General features: G+C 63.0%; 17 protein-coding genes. 4 read left to right on the top strand and 13 right to left on the bottom strand.

Annotation, left to right across the window (positions count from 1 at the left end; all coding sequences use genetic code 11):
• Nucleotides 1–65: 65 nt before the first annotated feature.
• Together GJ668_RS04800 and bchE are read right to left on the bottom strand one after the other, a co-directional pair.
• Entirely contained in the window at nucleotides 66–1,634 is a 1,569-nt protein-coding gene (locus tag GJ668_RS04800) for a cobyric acid synthase (protein WP_155448984.1), read from the bottom strand.
• Between the two features lie 108 nt (nucleotides 1,635–1,742).
• Complete coding sequence (gene bchE / locus GJ668_RS04795; RefSeq protein ID WP_155448983.1) at nucleotides 1,743–3,389, bottom strand: magnesium-protoporphyrin IX monomethyl ester anaerobic oxidative cyclase; 1,647 nt, start codon at nucleotides 3,387–3,389, stop codon at nucleotides 1,743–1,745.
• Between the two features lie 317 nt (nucleotides 3,390–3,706).
• Here bchE and cobF point away from each other — a divergent pair, with 317 nt between their 5' ends.
• Nucleotides 3,707–4,477 (top strand): precorrin-6A synthase (deacetylating), encoded by a 771-nt coding sequence (cobF, locus tag GJ668_RS04790; protein ID WP_155448982.1) that lies wholly within the window; start codon nucleotides 3,707–3,709, stop codon nucleotides 4,475–4,477.
• Here the strand turns inward: cobF and GJ668_RS04785 are convergent.
• Together GJ668_RS04785 and cysM are read right to left on the bottom strand one after the other, a co-directional pair.
• Nucleotides 4,451–5,254 carry a TatD family hydrolase gene (locus GJ668_RS04785; protein ID WP_155449022.1) on the bottom strand — a complete coding sequence of 268 codons (804 nt, stop codon included), beginning with the start codon at nucleotides 5,252–5,254 and terminating at the stop codon, nucleotides 4,451–4,453. The genes cobF and GJ668_RS04785 overlap by 27 nt on opposite strands.
• Before the next feature lie 31 nt (nucleotides 5,255–5,285).
• A complete protein-coding gene (cysM, locus tag GJ668_RS04780; protein WP_155448981.1) occupies nucleotides 5,286–6,182 on the bottom strand; it encodes a cysteine synthase CysM in 897 nt (298 codons plus the stop codon).
• Nucleotides 6,183–6,458: 276 nt separating this feature from the next.
• Here cysM and GJ668_RS04775 point away from each other — a divergent pair, with 276 nt between their 5' ends.
• Nucleotides 6,459–6,836: an Hpt domain-containing protein gene (locus GJ668_RS04775; protein ID WP_246194632.1), complete on the top strand. Its 378-nt coding sequence runs from the start codon at nucleotides 6,459–6,461 to the stop codon at nucleotides 6,834–6,836.
• Between the two features lie 9 nt (nucleotides 6,837–6,845).
• On the opposite strand, the gene GJ668_RS04770 is transcribed toward GJ668_RS04775, so the two are convergent.
• Entirely contained in the window at nucleotides 6,846–7,097 is a 252-nt protein-coding gene (locus tag GJ668_RS04770; RefSeq protein ID WP_246194631.1) for a hypothetical protein, read from the bottom strand.
• A gap of 170 nt (nucleotides 7,098–7,267) precedes the next feature.
• On the opposite strand from GJ668_RS04770, the gene GJ668_RS04765 reads away from it, so the two are divergent.
• Entirely contained in the window at nucleotides 7,268–7,687 is a 420-nt protein-coding gene (locus tag GJ668_RS04765) for a flagellar basal body-associated FliL family protein (protein WP_155448980.1), read from the top strand.
• 15 nt (nucleotides 7,688–7,702) lie between these two features.
• Here the strand turns inward: GJ668_RS04765 and GJ668_RS04760 are convergent, their stop codons facing one another.
• From GJ668_RS04760 to GJ668_RS04725, 8 genes are all read right to left on the bottom strand, one after another.
• Nucleotides 7,703–8,008 carry an STAS domain-containing protein gene (locus GJ668_RS04760; RefSeq protein ID WP_155448979.1) on the bottom strand — a complete coding sequence of 102 codons (306 nt, stop codon included), beginning with the start codon at nucleotides 8,006–8,008 and terminating at the stop codon, nucleotides 7,703–7,705.
• A 26-nt stretch (nucleotides 8,009–8,034) separates the two neighbouring features.
• On the bottom strand, nucleotides 8,035–9,096 hold the full coding sequence (locus GJ668_RS04755) for a protein-glutamate methylesterase/protein-glutamine glutaminase (RefSeq protein ID WP_155448978.1): 1,062 nt from the start codon (nucleotides 9,094–9,096) through the stop codon (nucleotides 8,035–8,037).
• 15 nt (nucleotides 9,097–9,111) lie between these two features.
• On the bottom strand, nucleotides 9,112–9,801 hold the full coding sequence (locus GJ668_RS20485; protein WP_281350184.1) for a methyl-accepting chemotaxis protein: 690 nt from the start codon (nucleotides 9,799–9,801) through the stop codon (nucleotides 9,112–9,114).
• A gap of 527 nt (nucleotides 9,802–10,328) precedes the next feature.
• The gene (gene cheD / locus GJ668_RS04745; protein WP_155448976.1) at nucleotides 10,329–10,940 is read right to left on the bottom strand and encodes a chemoreceptor glutamine deamidase CheD; all 612 of its coding nucleotides are present in this window, start codon (nucleotides 10,938–10,940) and stop codon (nucleotides 10,329–10,331) included.
• Between the two features lie 12 nt (nucleotides 10,941–10,952).
• Nucleotides 10,953–11,804 (bottom strand): CheR family methyltransferase, encoded by an 852-nt coding sequence (locus GJ668_RS04740; protein WP_155448975.1) that lies wholly within the window; start codon nucleotides 11,802–11,804, stop codon nucleotides 10,953–10,955.
• A 10-nt stretch (nucleotides 11,805–11,814) separates the two neighbouring features.
• The gene (locus GJ668_RS04735; RefSeq protein WP_155448974.1) at nucleotides 11,815–12,318 is read right to left on the bottom strand and encodes a chemotaxis protein CheW; all 504 of its coding nucleotides are present in this window, start codon (nucleotides 12,316–12,318) and stop codon (nucleotides 11,815–11,817) included.
• 49 nt (nucleotides 12,319–12,367) lie between these two features.
• The gene (locus tag GJ668_RS04730) at nucleotides 12,368–14,737 is read right to left on the bottom strand and encodes a chemotaxis protein CheW (RefSeq protein WP_155448973.1); all 2,370 of its coding nucleotides are present in this window, start codon (nucleotides 14,735–14,737) and stop codon (nucleotides 12,368–12,370) included.
• Nucleotides 14,738–14,768: 31 nt separating this feature from the next.
• A complete protein-coding gene (locus tag GJ668_RS04725; RefSeq protein WP_155448972.1) occupies nucleotides 14,769–15,134 on the bottom strand; it encodes a response regulator in 366 nt (121 codons plus the stop codon).
• A 411-nt stretch (nucleotides 15,135–15,545) separates the two neighbouring features.
• Between GJ668_RS04725 and mfd the strand changes: the two genes are divergently transcribed.
• Entirely contained in the window at nucleotides 15,546–19,043 is a 3,498-nt protein-coding gene (gene mfd / locus GJ668_RS04720) for a transcription-repair coupling factor (protein WP_155448971.1), read from the top strand.
• Nucleotides 19,044–19,053 lie beyond the last annotated feature (10 nt).

Genomic DNA, 19,053 nt, shown 5'->3' with positions numbered 1-19,053 from the left:
GGCATCCGGCAGGCAGGGCCGCCACAAAAAATAGGGCGCTGGGCGTTCGCCCAAAACCAACTCCTTTATCGTGCCAACGCCAGCAGCGCATCCAGATCCAGACAGGCTTCGATATGATCGGCGAGCTCGTCGAGCGCCGCCTCGATGCGTGCCTCGAAGTCGAGGTGTGCCGCCTGGGCGCCGACCTGTTCGAGCCAGTGAGCGCGGAACGCATCGGCACCGAAGAGGCCGTGCAGATAGCCGCCCATGACCCGCCCGTCGGCGCTGATCGCCCCCTCGGGACGCACGTCACCATTTCCATCCTCCAGCCGCAGCCAGGGGCGCTCCAATCCAGCTCCGGTGGTGCGGCCCATGTGCATCTCATAGCCGGTGAGACGGCAGCCGCTGCGTTGCTCCTGCCCGTCGATCTCGATCAGACGCTTGTCGGCGCCGATCTCGGTCTCGATGTCGAGCAGACCCAGTCCGGGCGTCTCGCCTGGTTCGCCCTCGATGCCGAGCGGATCGCGCACCACGCGCCCGAGCATCTGGTAGCCGGCGCACAGACCCACGACCCGTCCGCCACGCCGGACATGGGCCAGGATATCGATGTCCCAGCCCTCGCGGCGCAGCACGTCCAGATCGGCGCGTGTAGCTTTGGAGCCGGGCAGGATGACGACATCGGTCTCGGCCGGAATTGGCCGACCCGGCTCGATCCAGCGCAGATTGACGGCAGGTTCAGCGGCCAGCGGGTCCATGTCGTCGAAATTGGCCACGCGCGACAGACGCGGGATGACGACGTTGAGCGTGCCGCCCGTGGTCTCGGCCGGGCGTTCGAGCGCCAGCGAGTCCTCGGCCGGCAGACGCGAAGCGCCCTCGAACCAGCGCACCATGCCCCGGAACGGCCAGCCGGTGATCTCGGTGATGGTCTCGCACGCCGGCTCGAACAGCGAGAAGTCGCCCCGGAACTTGTTGACCAGATAGCCGACGACCCGGTCGCGGTCGGCCTGATCGAGCAGCCGCCAGGTGCCGACCAGCGAGGCCATGGTGCCGCCCTTGTCCAGATCGCCGACCACCACCACAGGTACCCCGGCACGCTCGGCGAAGTGCATATTGGTGATGTCGCTACGACGCAGATAGACCTCAGCGCCACTGCCCGCGCCCTCAACGATCACCAGATCGGCCTCGGCGCACAGCCGCTCGAAGGAGTCGAGCACCGCCGGCATCAGTCCCTGGCGCATTTCGTGATAGATCCGCGCTGGACAGTTACCGAGCGCGCGTCCGCGCAGCACTACCTGCGAGCCGATGTTGGTCTGGGGTTTCAGAAGTACGGGATTCATGTGGATCGAGGGCGGCACGCCGCAGGCGCGCGCCTGGAGTGCCTGAGCACGTCCAATCTCGCCGCGCGGCGGCTCGCCATCGGGTCCGGGCTGAGCGTCGGTGTCGTGGGTGACGGCCGCGTTGTTGCTCATGTTCTGCGCCTTGAACGGGCGCACCACCAGCCCGCGGCGCGTATAGGCGCGGCAGAGTCCGGCGACCAGCAGGCTCTTGCCGACGTCTGAGGCAGTGCCCTGGATCATGAGGGTTCGCGCCCGGCGTGGGCCGTGCTCTTGCAGTGGCGGCAGTTCGAGGCGGATGGTGGGGGCAGAATCGGTCATGCGGTTTCTCTCAAAATGACAAGGCCCGCATTCGCTAGCGAACGAATGCGGGCCGGATCATGGCGTAGGGTACGCCATGCGCACCCTACAGACGGCTCAAAACGGGGATCAAGCGTTCTCGTACTGCTTGATCTGCTCCTCGGTCATCTGCTCGGTGCCGCCACCGCAGGCCTTGGCACCGCCGCCGCACGCCTGAGGCGCGGCGCCGACCGCGCTGATGACCGCCGGACGCTTGGCCGGCGGTGCCTTCTTCCAGGCGTTGTGATCCGGCTCGACGATCTTCGAGCGGCTCTTGTCGTAGTCGAACTTGATGAACTTCTTGAACAGCGGACCCCAGTAGTTCTGCTTGCCGAGCTGATAGAAGCGACGCTCCATGGCGCTCTTGAGGAACGCCTTGATACAGCCGATCAGATACTTGCGACGGAAGGGATCGCGCACCCAGGGATACTGGAAGAACATGCGCCGCATGTAGAAGCGTCGGTAGTTGGCCATGACGCCGTCGAGCAGCTCGGCGCGGTCGATGTTGTCGGGCTTCATGATCGGCGAGACGAAGTTGTATTTCGAATAATCGAACACCTCGACCTTGTCGCCCATCTCGGCGAACATGTCCGAGAACGGCCAGGGAGTGTACATCGACCAGTTGGCCATGTCCGCGCCCCAGTCCATGACCATCTGATAGGTCTCTTCCAGGGTCTCGCGGGTCTCGTTCTCCAGACCGACGATGAACTGCGCCTCGGTGACGATGCCGTTCTGCTGCAGGAGCTGGATGGCGCGCTTGTTCTGCTCGATCGTGGTCTCCTTGACGAAGCGATCCAGATTGAGCTGAGCCGCCGCCTCGGTACCGAGCGAGATGTGCACCAGACCGGCCTTGCGGTAGAAGGGCAGCAGCTCCTCATCGCGCATGACGTCGGTGACGCGGGTGTTGATGCCCCAGTGGATGCCCAGATCGCGGTCGATGAGCTCCTGACAGAACTCGACGAACTTGTTCTTGTTGATCTGCGGCTCTTCGTCGGCGAGGATGAAGAAGCCCACGCCGTGGACCTTCACCAATTCCTCGATCTCGTCGACCATACGCTTGGGATCGCGCACGCGATAGTCGCGCCAGAATTTCCACTGCGAGCAGAAGCTACAGGTGAAGGGACAGCCGCGCGCCATGTTGGGGGTCGCGACCGGCACGCCGAGCGGGATGTAGATGTACTTCTTCCACTCCAGGATGCCCCAGTCCGGCCAGATCGAATCGACGTCCTTGATCGACGGCTCGGCCGGCGTGGCGATGACCTGGTTGTTCTCGTCGAGATAGGCGATGCCGTTGACTTTCTCGCGATCGGTCAGCCAGCGGCCCTCGTCGATGCAGCGCACCAGATTCAGGGTGACGGCCTCGCCCTCGCCACGCACGATGGCATCGATCCAGGGCGCCTCGCCCAGTACCTGCTGGAACATGAAGGTGCCGTGGATGCCGCCGAGCACGGTGACGGCGTTCGGATGCTCTTCCTTAGCGATCTGCAGCACGCGCTGAGCGGCATAGATCATCGGCGTCATCGCGGTGGTGGCGATGATGTCGGGCTTGGACGCGCGGATGGCGGCGCGCATCTGGTCGTCGTCGAGCTTGTCCACCAGACCATCGATGAAATGGTAATCTTGATAGCCACCTGCCTTCAGATAGCCCGCGATATAGGCGACCCAGGCCGGCGACCAGTTACCCGCGATATCGGCGGCACCGGCGCTATAGTTTGGGTGGATGAAAAGGATTCGCATCGTCAGCTCCGGGTTGTCTCATGAAGGGTCGGTCACGGACGCCTCTAAGGACGGCGGCGGCTCGGCCACAGAATAAGGAGAATGCGTCGGTCGCGCCTGGTCAGGCAACCCTGGATCGAGGAGGGTCTTCGATGCCATCGCTCCGGCAGCGATACCGAATTGGACTCAAGCGGGCAATGGTACCAATGACGCGCCCGAATCGCCATGCTGGACGTGGCCCGAACTGACGAAACACGCGACCGCGATGATTCTCCGATTAACCCACTCCATGCACCCGCCGCGACGCTGACCGGGTGCTCATCTCAATTTGGCAAAGAATGAAACGCTTGTATTTGATCGGCATGGGCCCGGGTGGCCCCGAATACCTCACGATCCAGGCCATCGAGACCCTGAAACAGGTCGATGTCTTCTTCATGCTGGAGAAGGAGGGACGCGGCAAGGACGAGCTGCTGCGGATGCGCCACGATATTCTGGAACGCTATCTGGGCGATTCGAATTATCGGGTCGTCACCGCGACCAGTCCCGAGCGGCGCACGCTTCCGGACGGCTATCAGGAGACGGTGCGCGCCTGGCACGCGACCAAGCGCGAACTCTTCGCGCGTCTGATCGAGACCGAGCTGGAGGACGGCCAGTGCGGCGCCCTGCTCCTCTGGGGCGATCCGTCGCTCTACGATCAGACCGTCACCATGATCGCCGAGCTGGTTGAGTCATCCGATGGCGCGCTCGAGTTCGAGATCATCCCCGGCATCACCTCAGTGCAGGTGCTGACCGCCAAGCATAAGATCCCACTGAACCGCATCGGCGAGAACATCACGATCACCACCGGACGTCATGTTGAGCACTGCGATCCAGCCGAGATCCACAACGCAGTCGTCATGCTCGACTACAACGCCTCCTTCCAGCGCTTCGCCGGGCAGGATATGGACGTTTACTGGGGCGGCTATCTGGGGTGTCCGGACGAGGTGCTGGTGTCCGGGCCGGTCGATACGGTGCTCGATGAGCTGTTGAGCACCAAGGCCCGCGTCCGCGAGGAGAAGGGCTGGCTGCTCGACATCTATCTGCTACGCCGCCGTGAACCCGATGCCTGACTGTTCGCGGCCAAACAAGCGCCGGTAATTGTCAGCCGTCACTTCGGCCAGGCGCTCGACGTCCAGACCACGCAACTCGGCGATGCACGCCGCGACGTGCTTCAGATAGGTCGGCGCGTTAGGCTTGCCGCGATAGGGCACGGGCGCCAGATAGGGCGAGTCGGTTTCGATCAACAGCCGGTCGAGCGGCACCTGACGCACCACCTCGCGCAGTGACTCGGCGCTCTTGAAAGTGATGATGCCCGAGAACGACACAGAGAACCCGAGATCCAGCCCCGCACGCGCCATCTCCCAGTCCTCAGTGAAACAGTGCAGTACCCCGCCGACCGCCTCAGCGCCCTCTTCGCGGAGCAGACGGATAGTGTCGGCGCGCGCCTGGCGCGTGTGGATGATCAGCGGCTTGCCACAAGCGCGCGCGGCGGCGATGTGGGTGCGAAAGCGGGCGTGCTGTCCAGCCGAATCACCGTCTTCAAGCCGATAGTAGTCGAGTCCAGTCTCGCCGATGGCCACCACGCGCGGATCAGCCGCCAGCTCCAGCAGGCGCTCGACGCTCGGCTCCTCGCCTCCGCTCTCATTGGGATGAACGCCGACCGAGACATCGACCTCGGGATAGGGATCGACCAGACGGCGCATCGCCGGATAGGCGTCAAGGTCGATGCCGACACAGAGCATCCGCGCGACGCCAGCCTCGTTGCAGGCGCGCATCAGAACGCCGAAGTCATTGTCATGGGTCTTGAGATCCACCCGGTCGAGGTGGCAGTGTGAATCGATCAGCATGCTCATGTCTTGAATCCGCATCAGAAGTCGATCAGGCCGGAAACACCCCGGTCGAGAGATAGCGGTCGCCGCGGTCGCAAACGATAGCCACGATCACGGCCCCGCTGACCTCTTGCGAGAGCCTGAGCGCCGCCGCAATCGCTCCACCTGAGGAGACGCCGCCAAAGATTCCCTCGCGCGCGGCCAGATCGCGCGCCGTCTGCTCAGCCACGGCCTGCGAGATGTCGATGATCCGGTCGACGCCCGATGGCTGGTAGATCTTCGGCAGATAGGCTTCGGGCCAGCGGCGGATGCCTGGAATGCTGGAACCCTCGTCCGGCTGCACGCCGATGATCTGGACCCCTGGATTCTGCTCCTTGAGATAACGCCCCGTGCCCATGATGGTGCCCGTGGTGCCCATGGCGCTGACGAAGTGGGTCACGCGCCCTTGAGTATCGCGCCAGATCTCAGGGCCGGTGGTCTCGTAGTGCGCCGCCGGATTGTCCGGGTTGGAAAACTGGTCGAGCCGAATGCCCTCCCCGCGCGCCTCCATGGCAATGGCCAGATCGATGGCCGCCTCCATGCTGCCTTCCCGCGGCGTGAGCACGATCTCGGCGCCAAAGGCACGCATGACACCACGGCGTTCCTCGCTCATGTGCTCGGGCATGATGAGCCGCATCCGATAGCCCTTGATGGCCGCCGCCATGGCGAGCGCGATGCCGGTGTTGCCGCTGGTGGCCTCGATCAGGGTGTCGCCGGGACGGATGGTGCCGCGCGCTTCGGCACGCCGGATCATGTTGAGCGCCGGGCGATCCTTCACTGAGCCGGCCGGGTTGTTGCCTTCGAGCTTGGCCAGCACCAGGTTGTCGGTGGTGCCGGGCAGGCGCTGGAGCCGGACGAGCGGGGTCTGGCCGACATAGTCTTCGATGGTTGGATAGGACTGGGACATGGAGGTTCTCGAAACGGATTCGTGAGATCGCAAGCGCATATCATGCGCCGGTGCCTGTGTGCGGGAGCATCGAGCCAGGGTACCGTACCGCCGACATGAGCCGATGACGCCACACTCTAAACCGCGTGCGTCCTCGAAGACAAACCGCGATCCAGCCTGCTTGCACTGAACGCGTGCGTCCGACCGGACGGATTATCGGGCGCTTCGAACTGGACCAGCGAACCGTGTTTTGGTTAGAGTCTTCGTCAGACCAAAACAGCTCACGGGAGGCGAATCATGACCGAGATGATCGATCCAGTGTATGGGATGGACAGCAGCAGCGTTCACGATACGGACTCGGCGCTTTATCTTGTTGGCGGCGACGCCGCGCTGGCCGCCGAGCTGATGCAGGCACTGCTGGATGGACTGCCGGATGAGATCGCAGCGTTACGCGCCGCCCTGGCTGAATCCGATTGGCCGGGACTGGCCGAATATGCCCATCAGGTGCGTGGCGCTACGCGCTATTGCGGCGTGCCGGCCCTGGACGCGGCCATCGAGGCGCTGGAGCGTGCCGCGCGCCTCGGTGACGGCCTGCGCTGCGAGGACTGTTTTTTGCGTGTCGAGTTGCAGGCGCGCCGACTCCAGGAGGCGATGACGGCGCGCGACGCTGAATAGCGCTCGGGGTCAGTCGCCAGCCGCGAGCAGTCCATTACGGATCAGGACACGCCTGACTTTGTGGCTGGTCTGGATCAACCGCGAGAACTCGCTCAAGCCAAGGCGCTCGCCGGCCGCTAGCCGTCGCTCCCAGTCATCGAGTTCGCTCTCCAGAAAGTCGAGCAGCGTGCGCGAGCAGCCCTGGCAGTTGCCTGAACAGATCTGGGCCTCGGGCACTCCGAACGGCAGGGTCGCGCGCAGGGTCTGGATCAGATCGCGCATTGCCGTCGGGACATCAGGCTTTCGCGGCGAAGATTCGCCCTGAGAACGGCTGATCTGTGTCATCATTTCGTTCTTTTCCAGACAACGCATGCCTGAGCGGCGCCCATGAAGACGGTCAATGGTGGTCGCCCAGCTCGACACACACCGATAGCCCCAGAGGGTCTTTTAGAATGAACGTTTTAACCCGGACGACGGCCGTTCTACTCGCGCTGTTCATTGGACTGACGCCGATGATCAGCCAAACCGCCCATGCGAGCGAGGACGCCGCCGTGGCGCCCTATCCAGGCTATATGGCGCTGGAGCCGCCGCTGATCGTCAATCTCGCCAAACCGCGCAGTTACCTGAAGTTGAGTTTGCAGTTCTACATCGAGACGCAGTCCGACGCCGACCTGATCACCCAGCACATGCCACGTCTGCGTGATCGCATGATCAGCCTGCTCGGCGGACGCGACGGCCAGGAGATCATGACCACTGAGGCGCGCGATCAGCTCAGGATCGAACTGCTCGACAGCCTGCGCAAGACCATGATGGAGCAAACGGGCCGACCGGCGATCGGCGCGATCTACTTCACCGATTTCATCGTTCAATAAAAACCGACACGGCCTTCAATCGAGTTGAAAGAGCTTGTCAAAGTTGGCGATCTTGAGCACCCGCCGCACATCCTCGCTACTGCCGGTGATGCGCACGCTGCCAGGATCGCCGCCCAGATGCTCGCGTAGCAACAGCAGCATCCCCAGTGCCGAGCTGTCGAGATAGGAGGCTCTGGAGAGATCCACGACGAACTTCATGGATCCTGGGGCGATATTCTGATAGGCATTTCTGAAGTCCTTGTGCTGCGCAAAATCGAAACGCCCGTCGATGGAGATGGTGACTAAACCCTTCTCTCGGTCGATACGCGATGTGACACTCATTCATCAACTCCCGGTCTTGGAATCGTTCAATGTTTACGCTTGACCGACAGCCCCTTGAGCAGGGCTTCGGCAATGTTTTGCAGGGGCAGCACCTCGACGGCGCCACCGCGTTTGACGGCCTCACCCGGCATCCCCCAAACCACGCTGGTGGCCTCGTTCTGGGCGATGGTATGCACCCCGAGATCATGCAATTCCTTGAGACCCTGAGCCCCATCGGCGCCCATGCCGGTCAGCAAGGCCGCCGCGCTATTGGTTCCGGCGGCCTGGGCGACCGAACGAAAGAGCACATCGACACTGGGACGATGGCGGTTGACCGGCTCACCCCGGTCAAGCCGACAGACATAGCGCGCCCCATCGCGCGCGAGTTGCAGATGGTAATCCCCAGGCGCGATATACGCATGCCCCAGCATAATGCGATCGCCATCGGCCGCTTCCTTGACGACCAGTCCGGTCTGACGGTTCATGCGCTCGGCAAAGGCGGCGCTGAAGCCCGCGGGTATGTGCTGTGCGATGACCACGCCCGGCGTATCGGGCGGCAGACGCATCAGCACCTCCTTGATCGCCTCGGTGCCGCCGGTCGAGGCGCCGATGGCCAGCACCCGGTCGGTGGTGCGAAATGATGAAATAGCGCGCACGGCGAGTTGATCGCGTGCCTCGGGCGCAGCGGCTGGCGCCGTCCGCAAGGGCTTGACCTTGATGGTCGCGGCCAGCCGGATCTTTTCGATCAGTTCATCGGCATACTCGCGCAGACCGGCGGCAATCGGGCCGTCAGGCTTGCGGACAAAATCCACCGCGCCCAGTTCGAGCGCATGGAGCGTCACCTCGGCTCCGCGCTCGGTGAGCGAGGAGACCATGACCACAGGCATCGGGCGCAGCCGCATGAGGTTGCGCAGAAAGGTCAGGCCATCCATGCGCGGCATCTCGACGTCGAGCGTGAGCACGTCCGGATCGAGCGCCTTGATGCGCTCGCGTGCCACATAGGGATCCTGAGCGGTTCCCACCACTTCGATTCCGGGAGCCTCTTCCAGGATTTCGGTCAGCAGCTTGCGCATTAGAGCCGAGTCGTCGACGATCAGCACACGAATCATGGTCTTGGCCTTCCTTTAGAACAGCTCGATATCGCCTTCGTCCATCGACTTCTGGCTGACCGCGCGGTGCGACGTGGCGACCAGATCCGCTTGCAGCGCCTCCAGTCGCGCCCTGGCCTGGATCATGTCGTCGGACGAGCGCGTCTGTTCAAGCGGGATCAGGCGCAGTTCGGCCACGAAACGCTCCATGAGCGTGATCCGAATCTCCGCGCGCTCCAACACCTGCCGGGCGATGTCCTCGAACTGCAACAGCCGGATCGCCGAACCGACATTGCTCTGCAGCCGGTCGACGATCAGATTCAGCTCACTGAGTCCCGCCGACATCTGCGCATTGAGCGCCTGGACCTGATAGATCATTTCATCCATCGAACCCTTGGCACTGATGGAGGCATTCATGTCCTGTGAGGCCATGCGTCCGACGATTTCGCGCGTCTCGGCGAAGACCGACTGTGCCTGCTCGACCTGCTGGCGAATCTGATCGTTGAAATCGGTGGCATCCTGCGAGAGCTTGCGTACTTCCTGGGCCACCACGGCGAAACCGCGCCCCGCCTCGCCGGCGCGCGCCGCTTCGATGGCGGCGTTGAGCGCCAGCAGATTGGTCTGGCGCGCAATACGCTTGGAGCCATCGAGCTGATCGAAGATGCGGCTCATATGCGAGGAGAGATCATCGATCTGGTGCGCCACCTTGACGCTGTGCTTGCCCATGTCGATCAGACGCTCGACGTTCTGCCCCAGCAAGCGGCTGTTGGCAGCGAGGAAATCATTGATGTCGATCAGCTTGTTTTGAGACGGGTTCGAGCGATCCTCGCCATTGGAGATCAGGCGCATGACGAGCTGTTGCTGGGCCTTGGACTCACCCGAGAGTCCGTTGAAACTGGCATGCAGGTCGCTAGCCGCATGGCCGACCAGATCCCGCGCCTGTTGCACCAGCTCCTTCAACTCCATCATCAAGGGTCCGAACAGGCGGTCGGTCTCGACCACCAGATCCAGGAAGTCGTGTTCATACTCAAAGGTTGGAGCACTATCAGGCGCCCTGAAATCACGGCTCGCCGCTTGCCTTGGCCTGAACACGAGCCAGAGCGGCCAGATCAACCCCACCAGCAGCACCCCGAGCCAGCCGGGCACCAGCCCCGGCCACAGTGACAGCCCCAGCGGCACCAGACTCAACAGCAGCGGTGGCCAGTGCCCTGGCAGAAATTCACGCATCGCCTCGACTTGGATCCATGCCAGCTTCATGAAAACAGCTCCACCTCGCCCTCGACCTTCGCCCGACGCAATGTCTCACTGTAACTGAGTTCGCGCTCGATGATGGTGTCGTTGTGCATGCTACGTAGCTTCTTGACCAGCACCCGACCACTGGTCGGGAAGAAATAGACCTTGCGCGGGTAGTTGCCCAGCAGATCCTTGGCGACCACCGGAATACCCTCGGTGGTCAGATAATCGATCACGAACTGGGCGTTGCGCTCGCCCACGACATGATTCTTGAAGCCGGGCAGCACATTGCCGGCGCCGAAGACCTTGGCCTCCAGGTTGGCGCGCCGCGCGCCGAGCTTGATCAACTGGTTGATGAGGATTTCCATGGCATAGTCGCCATAGCGCATCGAGCGGCTGAAGCGCTCGCTTTCCTCGCGCTTGTCGTCCGGCAGCATAAAATGGTTGATGCCGCCGATGCCCTTGATGCGGTCGCGCACACAGGCGCCGACACAGGAGCCAAGCACCGTGACCATCAGGATCTCACGAGTCGAGACATAGTACTCGCCTGGCAGGATCTTGACCGCATCCATCTCGAAGTGGCGGTCGTAATAGAGATTGGGCGCTAAGACTTCTTCGAATCCATGCTGCATAGCGATGACATCTCAGTTGGTGTGCACGGGCGCATAAACCGTCTTACCCCGCAGGCGGAATAAAGTCGCGACATGCGCCAGGCTTTCGGAATGACCAACGAACAGCAGCCCGTCCGGATGCAACAAGGGATGGAACCGTGACAGGATTTTGGCTTGCGTCGGTTTATCGAAATAAATCATGACGTTACGACAGAAAATAGCATCGAACGGCTCACGCATCGGCCAGTGCTCGCTGAGCAGATTGAGCGGCTGGAAATCGATCAAGGCCCGCACCTCGGGACGCAATCGTACCAAACCGGCGCGCGCGCCCTTGCCGCGCAGAAAAAAACGCTTGAGCTGGGCCTCGGGCAGTTTCTCGACCCGGTCCATCTGATAGATGCCATCAGCGGCATGGCGCACGACATTGGTATCCAGGTCGGTCGCCAGGATCCGGACCGGCGGCGTCCAGGAATCGAAGGCCTCGATCAGGGTCATGGCCATCGAATAGGGTTCCTCGCCGGTCGAGCAGGCCGAGGACCAGAGCCGGATCGGACGGCGTCCCTGGCGCTTGGCTTCCAGCGCACGCTCGGCGAGCACCGGAAAGTGATGCGATTCGCGGAAGAACGAGGTCAGATTGGTCGTGAGCGAGTTGGTGAAGTGCGGCCATTCATCCGGATTGGAATCCAGGAACTCCAGATAGTCCTGGAAGGTACTCAGACCTGTGGCACGCAAACGTCGCGCGATGCGGCTGTAGACCATGTCCATCTTGGCCGGGCTGAGCGAGATCCCCGCATGCTCATAGATCAACCGTCGAATCTGTTCGAAATCATGTTGCGTGAACTGAAACTCACGCTCGCGCATCACCGCTGCCGCGCTCTCGGCCATGTTGCCGCGCTCAAGCCGTCACGAGATGCGTTTGATCGACCAGGCCCATCTCCTGGCTGGTCATGAGCTTCTCGATATCGACCATGATGATCATGCGCTCGTCGAGCGTGGCCAGACCATCGATATAGGCCGTGTCGAGCACTGAACCGAACTCAGGGGCCGGCTGGACCTGATTGCCGTGCAGCGCGATGACGTCCGAGACACCATCGACCACCAGCCCCACGATACGACCGCTGATATTGAGAATGATGACCACCGTGAACTCGTTGTAATCGACCTGCCCGAGATGGAACTTCAGACGCATGTCGATGATCGGCACGATCACGCCGCGCATATTGATCACGCCCTTGATGAAATCGGGCGAGTTGGCGATCTTGGTCACGGCATCATAGCCGCGGATCTCCTGGACCTTGAGGATGTCGATGCCATACTCCTCATCGCCCAGCGTAAAAGTCAGATATTCGCGCGTGCTGTCGGTCGCGACCGCGCTGCCCTCCCGACGCTCATCGTTCATGTGCTTGCTCTCCCGCTGTATCTGTGAGTGTTCAGTGTCGACGCGGCGATCAGCCTGTCCGGCGATTGAGCCGGACCAGGGCATCGACGTCCAGGATCAGGGCCACGCGCCCGTCACCCATGATGGTGGCGCCCGAGACCCCTTCCACCTTGCGATAGTTGGTCTCCAGGCTCTTGATGACGACCTGATGCTGCGCGACCAGCTCGTCGACCAGCACGGCGGCACGCCCCTCGTTGGTTTCGACGATGACCAGGATGCCATCGAGTGGATCGGGCGCGGGCTGACCACTGCTGAAGGCGTCGTGAAGGCTGACCAGCGGCAGATACTCGTTGTTGATCTGGGCCACGCGCCCCTTGCCGACGACTGTTTTGAACTGCTCGGCGCACGGCTGGATCGACTCCTGGATGACGGTCAGCGGCAGGATGAAGATCTCACTGCCCATGCGCACCGAGAGTCCATCGAGGATGGCGAGTGTCAGCGGCAGCCGGATGGTAATGTGCGTGCCGCGTCCGGCGCTCGAATCAACCTCGACCCGGCCGTTCATGTCCTCGATGTTGCGTCGCACCACGTCCATGCCCACGCCGCGTCCCGAGATGTCGGTCACGCGCTCGGCGGTCGAGAAGCCGGCGTGGAAGATGAGCTGCCAGACGTCCTTGTCGGACGCATTGTCCGGCATGGGGATGCCCTGCTTGGCGGCCTTGGCCAGCAGCTTCTCGCGATTGAGTCCGGCGCCGTCGTCGCTGACCTCGACCACCACGCTGCCGCCGCGATGGCTGGCGCGCAGCACGATCTCGCCGGTCTCGGGCTTGCCGGCGGCCAGCCGCGCCTCGGGCCCCTCGATGCCGTGGTCGATGCTGTTGCGCACCAGATGGTTGAGCGGATCGGCCATACGCTCGATCAGGCCCTTGTCGAGCTCGGTGTCCTCGCCGACGAGCTTGAGCGTGACCTTTTTGCCGAGACTGGCCGCCGTGTCGCGCACCACGCGCGGGAAGCGGTTGAAGACAAAGCTGATCGGCATCATGCGGATCGACATCACCGCCTGCTGGAGATCGCGCGAGTTGCGCTCCAGGTTCGACAGCCCGCCGGTGATGTGTTCATAGATGACCGGGTCGAGTCCCGAGGCCGATTCGGCCAGCATGGCATGGGTAATGACCAGCTCGCCGACCAGATTGATCAGTTGATCGACTTTTTCGACACTGACGCGGATGGACGAGTCCGCCGTGGCTGGACGCTTGGATGCCGCCGCACCAGTGCGGCTCGCGCGCTCTGAAGTCGAATTGGCCGGCGGCGCGGCGGTCGTCGAACGCGCCGATGGCTCGGCCTCATCGTCCGCGCGCGGCTCTGGAAATCCGGGCGCTGGATTGAACAGGCCATACCCGAATTCGTCGTCGAGACGCTCCTGTTTGACCACGGCGCCCACCCGCTCCATGCCTGGGCTGCCGCCGAAGAGTCCGAAGCCCTCGTGCTCCTGATCGAGCGCGGTCTCGGCCCCTGGGGCATTCAGGAAGAAGCCGTAGCCAGTGGACTCCTGGACCTGGACCGGCTCCTGATCCTGATCGGCATCCTCAGCCTGGAGGCTGTCTTGATCCTCGGACCTGTTCTCGGCTCCGGGCGCATCTGCGAAGAATCCGTAGCCGGGATCATCTTGATCCGATGATTGCTCGGCGGCCGGCGGCGCATCGCCCGTCCCTGAGACCTCCACGAAGAACCCGTAGGCCTCCTCGTCCGTTTCTGGGGCGGACTGACTATCGGCCGGTTCAAGACGCACCTGACTCGGCTCGCAGACGAAGGCCAGGATCTCCTCAATCGCCCCCGGCCCGGCGGCCGTCGCGAGCTGCCAGACACAGTGATCCGCGTCAGCGCCGGCCAGCTCCTCGATGGTTCCCAACTCACTGAGCGCTTCGTGGAGCGCTTGACGTTCGGCCGGTGTCCCCTGACCGATGGCCGTCGGCGCGAACATGATCCGCCAGCTGACGACAGCCGCCGGCGCATCCGACGCGACGGGCGGTGCGGACTCGGGACCGACTTCGTCCGAATGCGCCAGCCGTTCCAGGTGTTCGCTGACCTCGGCCACGCGCGGATCTTCGTACTCCTCGCCCTCCTGATGGGCCTGGAGCTGCGACTTGAGCACATCGCCCGCCTGCAAAAAGGCATCGACCATCTCGACCGTCGGCACCAGCTCCTGCTTGCGCAAGCGATCGAGCAGGCTCTCCAGGACGTGGGTCATCCCGGCCATATCGCTGAAGCCGAAGGTACCGGCTCCACCCTTGATGGAGTGCGCCGCGCGGAAGATGGCGTTGAGGGTCTCCAGATCCGGCGCGTCGACGTCCAACTCCAACAACAGGCTTTCCATCGCCGCCAGGTTCTCGCCGGCCTCCTCGAAGAACACCTGATAGAACTGACTCATGTCGATGGTCATGGCCCCTCCCCTCAACTCTGGCGCGGTGCGCTCAACCAATAACTTTGCGGACGACTTCCAGCAGCTTGGCCGGATCGAAGGGCTTGACCAGCCAGCCGGTTGCTCCGGCCGCGCGTCCCTGGCTCTTCATGGCATCGCTCGATTCGGTGGTGAGCATCAGAATAGGAACCGATTTGTATGGCGGCAGACCGCGCAGTTGCTTGATGAGGCTCAGACCATCCATGCGCGGCATGTTCTGATCGGTGAAGATGAGATCGAATTTGCCCGCGCGCGCCTTGTCGAGTCCGTCTTGACCATCGACGGCCTCGGTGACCGCATAGCCGGCCTCCTTGAGCGTGAAGGACACCATCTGTCGAATGGACGCCGAATCGTCCACGGTAAGTATTGTCTTGGCCATGTTCTATTTGATCCTAAGAATTACGCGTATTCAGATCCGCGCGAACCGTCTTGCCGGCCGCGCTGGATATGGAAAAGGTCGCGACCCCAGAGTCCAGCGCGCGACCCGATCAAAAAGGCAATACTGGAGATTTGCGACGGCGTTGTCGACAGCCGGCACAGAATTCACACTAAAAATCGATCTGCTCTTATATACCGACGACTCGCCCCAATGCCAGCATAAAACCATGCTCGCCCCCGATACGACCCGAATCAGGACGCAGAAAGGCGAAACAGATCTCTACCTTGAGGCCGCTCAGGGCCTTGTTCGGGCCAGATGCGCAATCGCGCTGAACGCACCCGCGCGGCTGTGCGAAAATCCGACTCGAACCCAGACCTGAACGTCCGAACCATCACAGCCGCTGTCAGCCCGATGCCATCACCATCCTCGCCAGACTTGCACTCCCCCCTGGACCCACCGCTTCCTCGCCGTGCGGGCGAGCGTCGACTCTGGGGGCAGCTCCAGGGCGCCGGTAGCGCCCTGGCCATCGCTCGCGCCGCCGAGCGTCATCCCGGCCTGGTGCTGGCGCTAGTCGATGAAGTGCAGAGCGCTGAGCATCTGCGGGCCGAGCTGGAGTTCTTCCTCGACGCGCGTGAATGGCCGATCCTGGGCTTTCCGGACTGGGAGACCCTGCCCTACGACGTCTTTTCGCCCCTGCCCGAGCTGGTCTCGGAACGGCTGCTGACATTGCACCAGCTACCCGGCCTGGAGCGCGGCGTGCTGATCGTTCCGGTCGCGACCGCGATGCAGCGTCTGGCGCCGCGTGCGTATATCGATGGCCATTCACTGGTGCTGGCAGTCGGCGATCGACTGGATCTGGACGCCACGCGCCGTCGGCTGGAGCGTGCCGGCTATTCCAGCGTCTCCCAGGTCATCACGCATGGCGAGTATGCGGTGCGCGGTTCGCTGCTGGACGTCTTCCCCATGGGCAGCCAGGTACCGCTGCGCATCGATCTGTTCGATACCGAAATCGAGAGCATCCGCGTCTTCGACCCCGAGACACAGCGCTCCAAAGACCGGATCGAGCACATTCGTCTGCTGCCGGCACGCGAACTGCCGCTCGACGAGGACGCTATCGCCGGTTTTCGTCAGCGCTATCGGGCCACCATCGCCGGCGATCCGCAGCGCAGTCTCATCTATCGCGAGGTCTCCAACGGCCAGGCGCCCGGCGGACTTGAATACTATTTGCCGCTGTTCTTCGAGCAGACGGCCACGCTCTTCGACTATCTGCCCGCCGGCGTGCTTGCCATCGAATCGGTTGCCTGCCGCGAGACCGCGAGTCGCTTGTTCGCCACTGTCGAGCAGCGCTATGAACAGCGCCGGCATGACATCGAACGTCCCCTGCTGCCGCCGGCCCGGCTCTATCTGACACCGGACGATCTGGCCGGCGCCCTCAACCGGCTCTCGGGCGTGCTCTACCAGGCCGATCCGTTCGACGCGCGACGCAAGGGTTACATGGATGTCTGCAACTTCGCGACCGCCAGTCTGCCACCGCTGGCCATCCAGGCCCGCGCCGCACAACCGGCTCAGGCGCTCAAGACCTTTCTGGACAGCGGCGAGCAGCGCGTGCTCTTCGTCGCCGAGAGTACGGGACGACGCGAACTGCTCGCCGAACAGCTCAAAGGCTTCGATATCCGCGCCCGCCCGGTGTCGGGCTGGCGTGAATTCTGCGATGGCGATGAACCGATTGCCCTGACCGTCGCGCCCATCGAGCAGGGGTTGCGGCTGGAAGACGCCGGATTGGCCATCATCACCGAGACCCAGCTCTATGGCGAACGGGTACGTCAGGAGCGGCGCCGACGTGAGCGCGAACGCGACAGCGATGCCATCGTCCGCAACCTCACCGAGCTGACCGAAGGCGCGCCCGTGGTCCACGAGGAGCACGGCGTCGGACGCTATCTGGGACTGCAAACGCTGGCGGTCGGCGGCCTGACTACCGAGTTTCTGACCCTCGAATACGCCCATGGCGATAAGCTCTATGTCCCGGTCGGCTCGCTGCATCTGATCTCGCGTTATACCGGCACCTCGCCCGAGAATGCCCCGCTGCACCGGCTCGGCGGCGATCAATGGGAGCGGATCAAGCACAAGGCGGCGCAAAAGGCGCACGATGTAGCGGCTGAACTCCTGGACATCCATGCACGGCGCGCAGCGCGTCAGGGCGTGGCCTTCCCCGAGGGCGGCTCGGACTATGCCGCGTTCGCGGCCGCCTTTGCGTTCGAGGAGACGCCGGATCAGCGGCGCGCCATCGAGTCGGTGATCGCCGACATGGCGGAGTCCAAGCCGATGGACCGAGTCGTCTGCGGCGATGTCGGCTTCGGCAAGACCGAGGTCGCCATGCGTGCGGCTTTCATGGCGGTGCATGGCGGACGGCAGGTCGTGGTGCTGGTGCCGACTACGCTGCTCGCGCAACAGCACTTCGAAAATTTTTCCGACCGCTTCGCCGACTGGCCGGTGCACATCGAAAGCCTGTCGCGCTTCCGGACCGCCAAGGAACAGAAAGCCGTCCTCGATGGACTGGCCGACGGCACGCTCGATATCGTGGTCGGCACCCACAAGCTGTTGCAGCCGACAATCCGCTTCAAGAACCTGGGTCTGGCCATTATCGACGAGGAACACCGCTTCGGCGTGCGTCACAAGGAGCAGTTAAAGAATCTGCGCAGCGAGGTCGATGTGCTGACGCTCACGGCCACGCCGATTCCGCGCACGCTCAACATGGCCATGTCTGGTCTGCGCGATCTCTCCATCATCGCGACCCCGCCGGTCGAGCGCCATCCGATCAAGACCTTCGTCAGTCCCTGGAACGATGCGCTGGTCCAGGAGGCCGTGTTGCGCGAATTGAAGCGCGGCGGTCAGGTCTACTTCCTGCACAACGAAGTCGAGACCATTGAAAATCAGGCCCAGAAGCTCGAAGCCCTGATCCCGGAAGCGCGGGTCGCGGTGGCACACGGTCAGATGCGCGAGCGCGAGCTGGAGCGCATCATGCGCGATTTTTACCACCAGCGTTTCAACCTGCTGGTATGCACGACCATCATCGAGAGCGGCATCGACGTGCCTTCGGCCAACACCATTCTCATCAACCGCGCCGACAAGCTGGGTCTGGCCCAGCTGCACCAGTTGCGCGGACGGGTCGGACGCTCGCATCACCGTGCCTACGCCTATCTCATCACGCCGCCGACCAAGGTCATGACGGCGGACGCCAAAAAGCGGCTGGAAGCGATCGAATCGATGGAGGATCTGGGCGCCGGTTTCACACTCGCTACCCATGATCTGGAGATCCGGGGCGCGGGCGAGTTGCTGGGCGACGAACAGTCGGGGCAGATCACCGAGGTCGGTTTCACGCTCTACATGGAGCTGCTGGAGCGTGCGGTCGAGGCGCTCAAGTCGGGACGCGCGCCCGAACTGGATCGTCCGCTCGACCATGGCACCGAGATCGATCTCGGCATTCCGGCGCTGCTGCCGAGCGACTATCTGCCCGATGTCCAGGCACGTCTGGTGATGTACAAACGCCTGGCCAGCGCCCGCGATCGGGACGAACTGCGCGAGTTGCAGGTCGAGATGATCGACCGTTTCGGACTGCTGCCCGAACCGGCCAGAAACCTGCTGGAGATCACTGAACTCAAGCTCCTGGTCCAGCCCTGGGGGATTCGCAAGATCGAGGCCGGACCGGCCAGTGGGCGCCTGCTGTTCGATGAATCACCCAGGATCGACCCGGCCAATCTGATCCAGTTGATTCAGACCAAACCCAAGGAGTACAAACTGGACGGCGGTGACAAGCTCAAATTCTTCCGCGACATGGCCGAGCCTGAAGCGCGCCTGCGCGAAGTGCGGCGCGTGATCGAGCAGCTGACCGGATCGACCACGCCGACCTGATGGACGGTGG

It is taken from the genome of Allochromatium palmeri (assembly GCF_009720725.1).
Classification (GTDB): Bacteria; Pseudomonadota; Gammaproteobacteria; order Chromatiales; family Chromatiaceae; genus Thermochromatium; species Thermochromatium palmeri.
Note: the sequence above shows the minus strand (reverse complement) of the source record. Positions and strands in the feature narration are given on the sequence as shown.

Bases quoted from the DNA above. Each gene is read 5' to 3' on its own strand.
- GJ668_RS04800 (WP_155448984.1), bottom strand. From the start codon at position 1,634: ATGACCGATTCTGCCCCCACCATCCGCCTCGAACTGCCGCCACTGCAA.
- bchE (WP_155448983.1), bottom strand. From the start codon at position 3,389: ATGCGAATCCTTTTCATCCACCCAAACTATAGCGCCGGTGCCGCCGAT.
- cobF (WP_155448982.1), top strand. From the start codon at position 3,707: ATGAAACGCTTGTATTTGATCGGCATGGGCCCGGGTGGCCCCGAATAC.
- GJ668_RS04785 (WP_155449022.1), bottom strand. From the start codon at position 5,254: ATGCTGATCGATTCACACTGCCACCTCGACCGGGTGGATCTCAAGACC.
- cysM (WP_155448981.1), bottom strand. From the start codon at position 6,182: ATGTCCCAGTCCTATCCAACCATCGAAGACTATGTCGGCCAGACCCCG.
- GJ668_RS04775 (WP_246194632.1), top strand. From the start codon at position 6,459: ATGACCGAGATGATCGATCCAGTGTATGGGATGGACAGCAGCAGCGTT.
- GJ668_RS04770 (WP_246194631.1), bottom strand. From the start codon at position 7,097: ATGCGCGATCTGATCCAGACCCTGCGCGCGACCCTGCCGTTCGGAGTG.
- GJ668_RS04765 (WP_155448980.1), top strand. From the start codon at position 7,268: ATGAACGTTTTAACCCGGACGACGGCCGTTCTACTCGCGCTGTTCATT.
- GJ668_RS04760 (WP_155448979.1), bottom strand. From the start codon at position 8,008: ATGAGTGTCACATCGCGTATCGACCGAGAGAAGGGTTTAGTCACCATC.
- GJ668_RS04755 (WP_155448978.1), bottom strand. From the start codon at position 9,096: ATGATTCGTGTGCTGATCGTCGACGACTCGGCTCTAATGCGCAAGCTG.
- GJ668_RS20485 (WP_281350184.1), bottom strand. From the start codon at position 9,801: ATGGGCAAGCACAGCGTCAAGGTGGCGCACCAGATCGATGATCTCTCC.
- cheD (WP_155448976.1), bottom strand. From the start codon at position 10,940: ATGCAGCATGGATTCGAAGAAGTCTTAGCGCCCAATCTCTATTACGAC.
- GJ668_RS04740 (WP_155448975.1), bottom strand. From the start codon at position 11,804: ATGGCCGAGAGCGCGGCAGCGGTGATGCGCGAGCGTGAGTTTCAGTTC.
- GJ668_RS04735 (WP_155448974.1), bottom strand. From the start codon at position 12,318: ATGAACGATGAGCGTCGGGAGGGCAGCGCGGTCGCGACCGACAGCACG.
- GJ668_RS04730 (WP_155448973.1), bottom strand. From the start codon at position 14,737: ATGACCATCGACATGAGTCAGTTCTATCAGGTGTTCTTCGAGGAGGCC.
- GJ668_RS04725 (WP_155448972.1), bottom strand. From the start codon at position 15,134: ATGGCCAAGACAATACTTACCGTGGACGATTCGGCGTCCATTCGACAG.
- mfd (WP_155448971.1), top strand. From the start codon at position 15,546: ATGCCATCACCATCCTCGCCAGACTTGCACTCCCCCCTGGACCCACCG.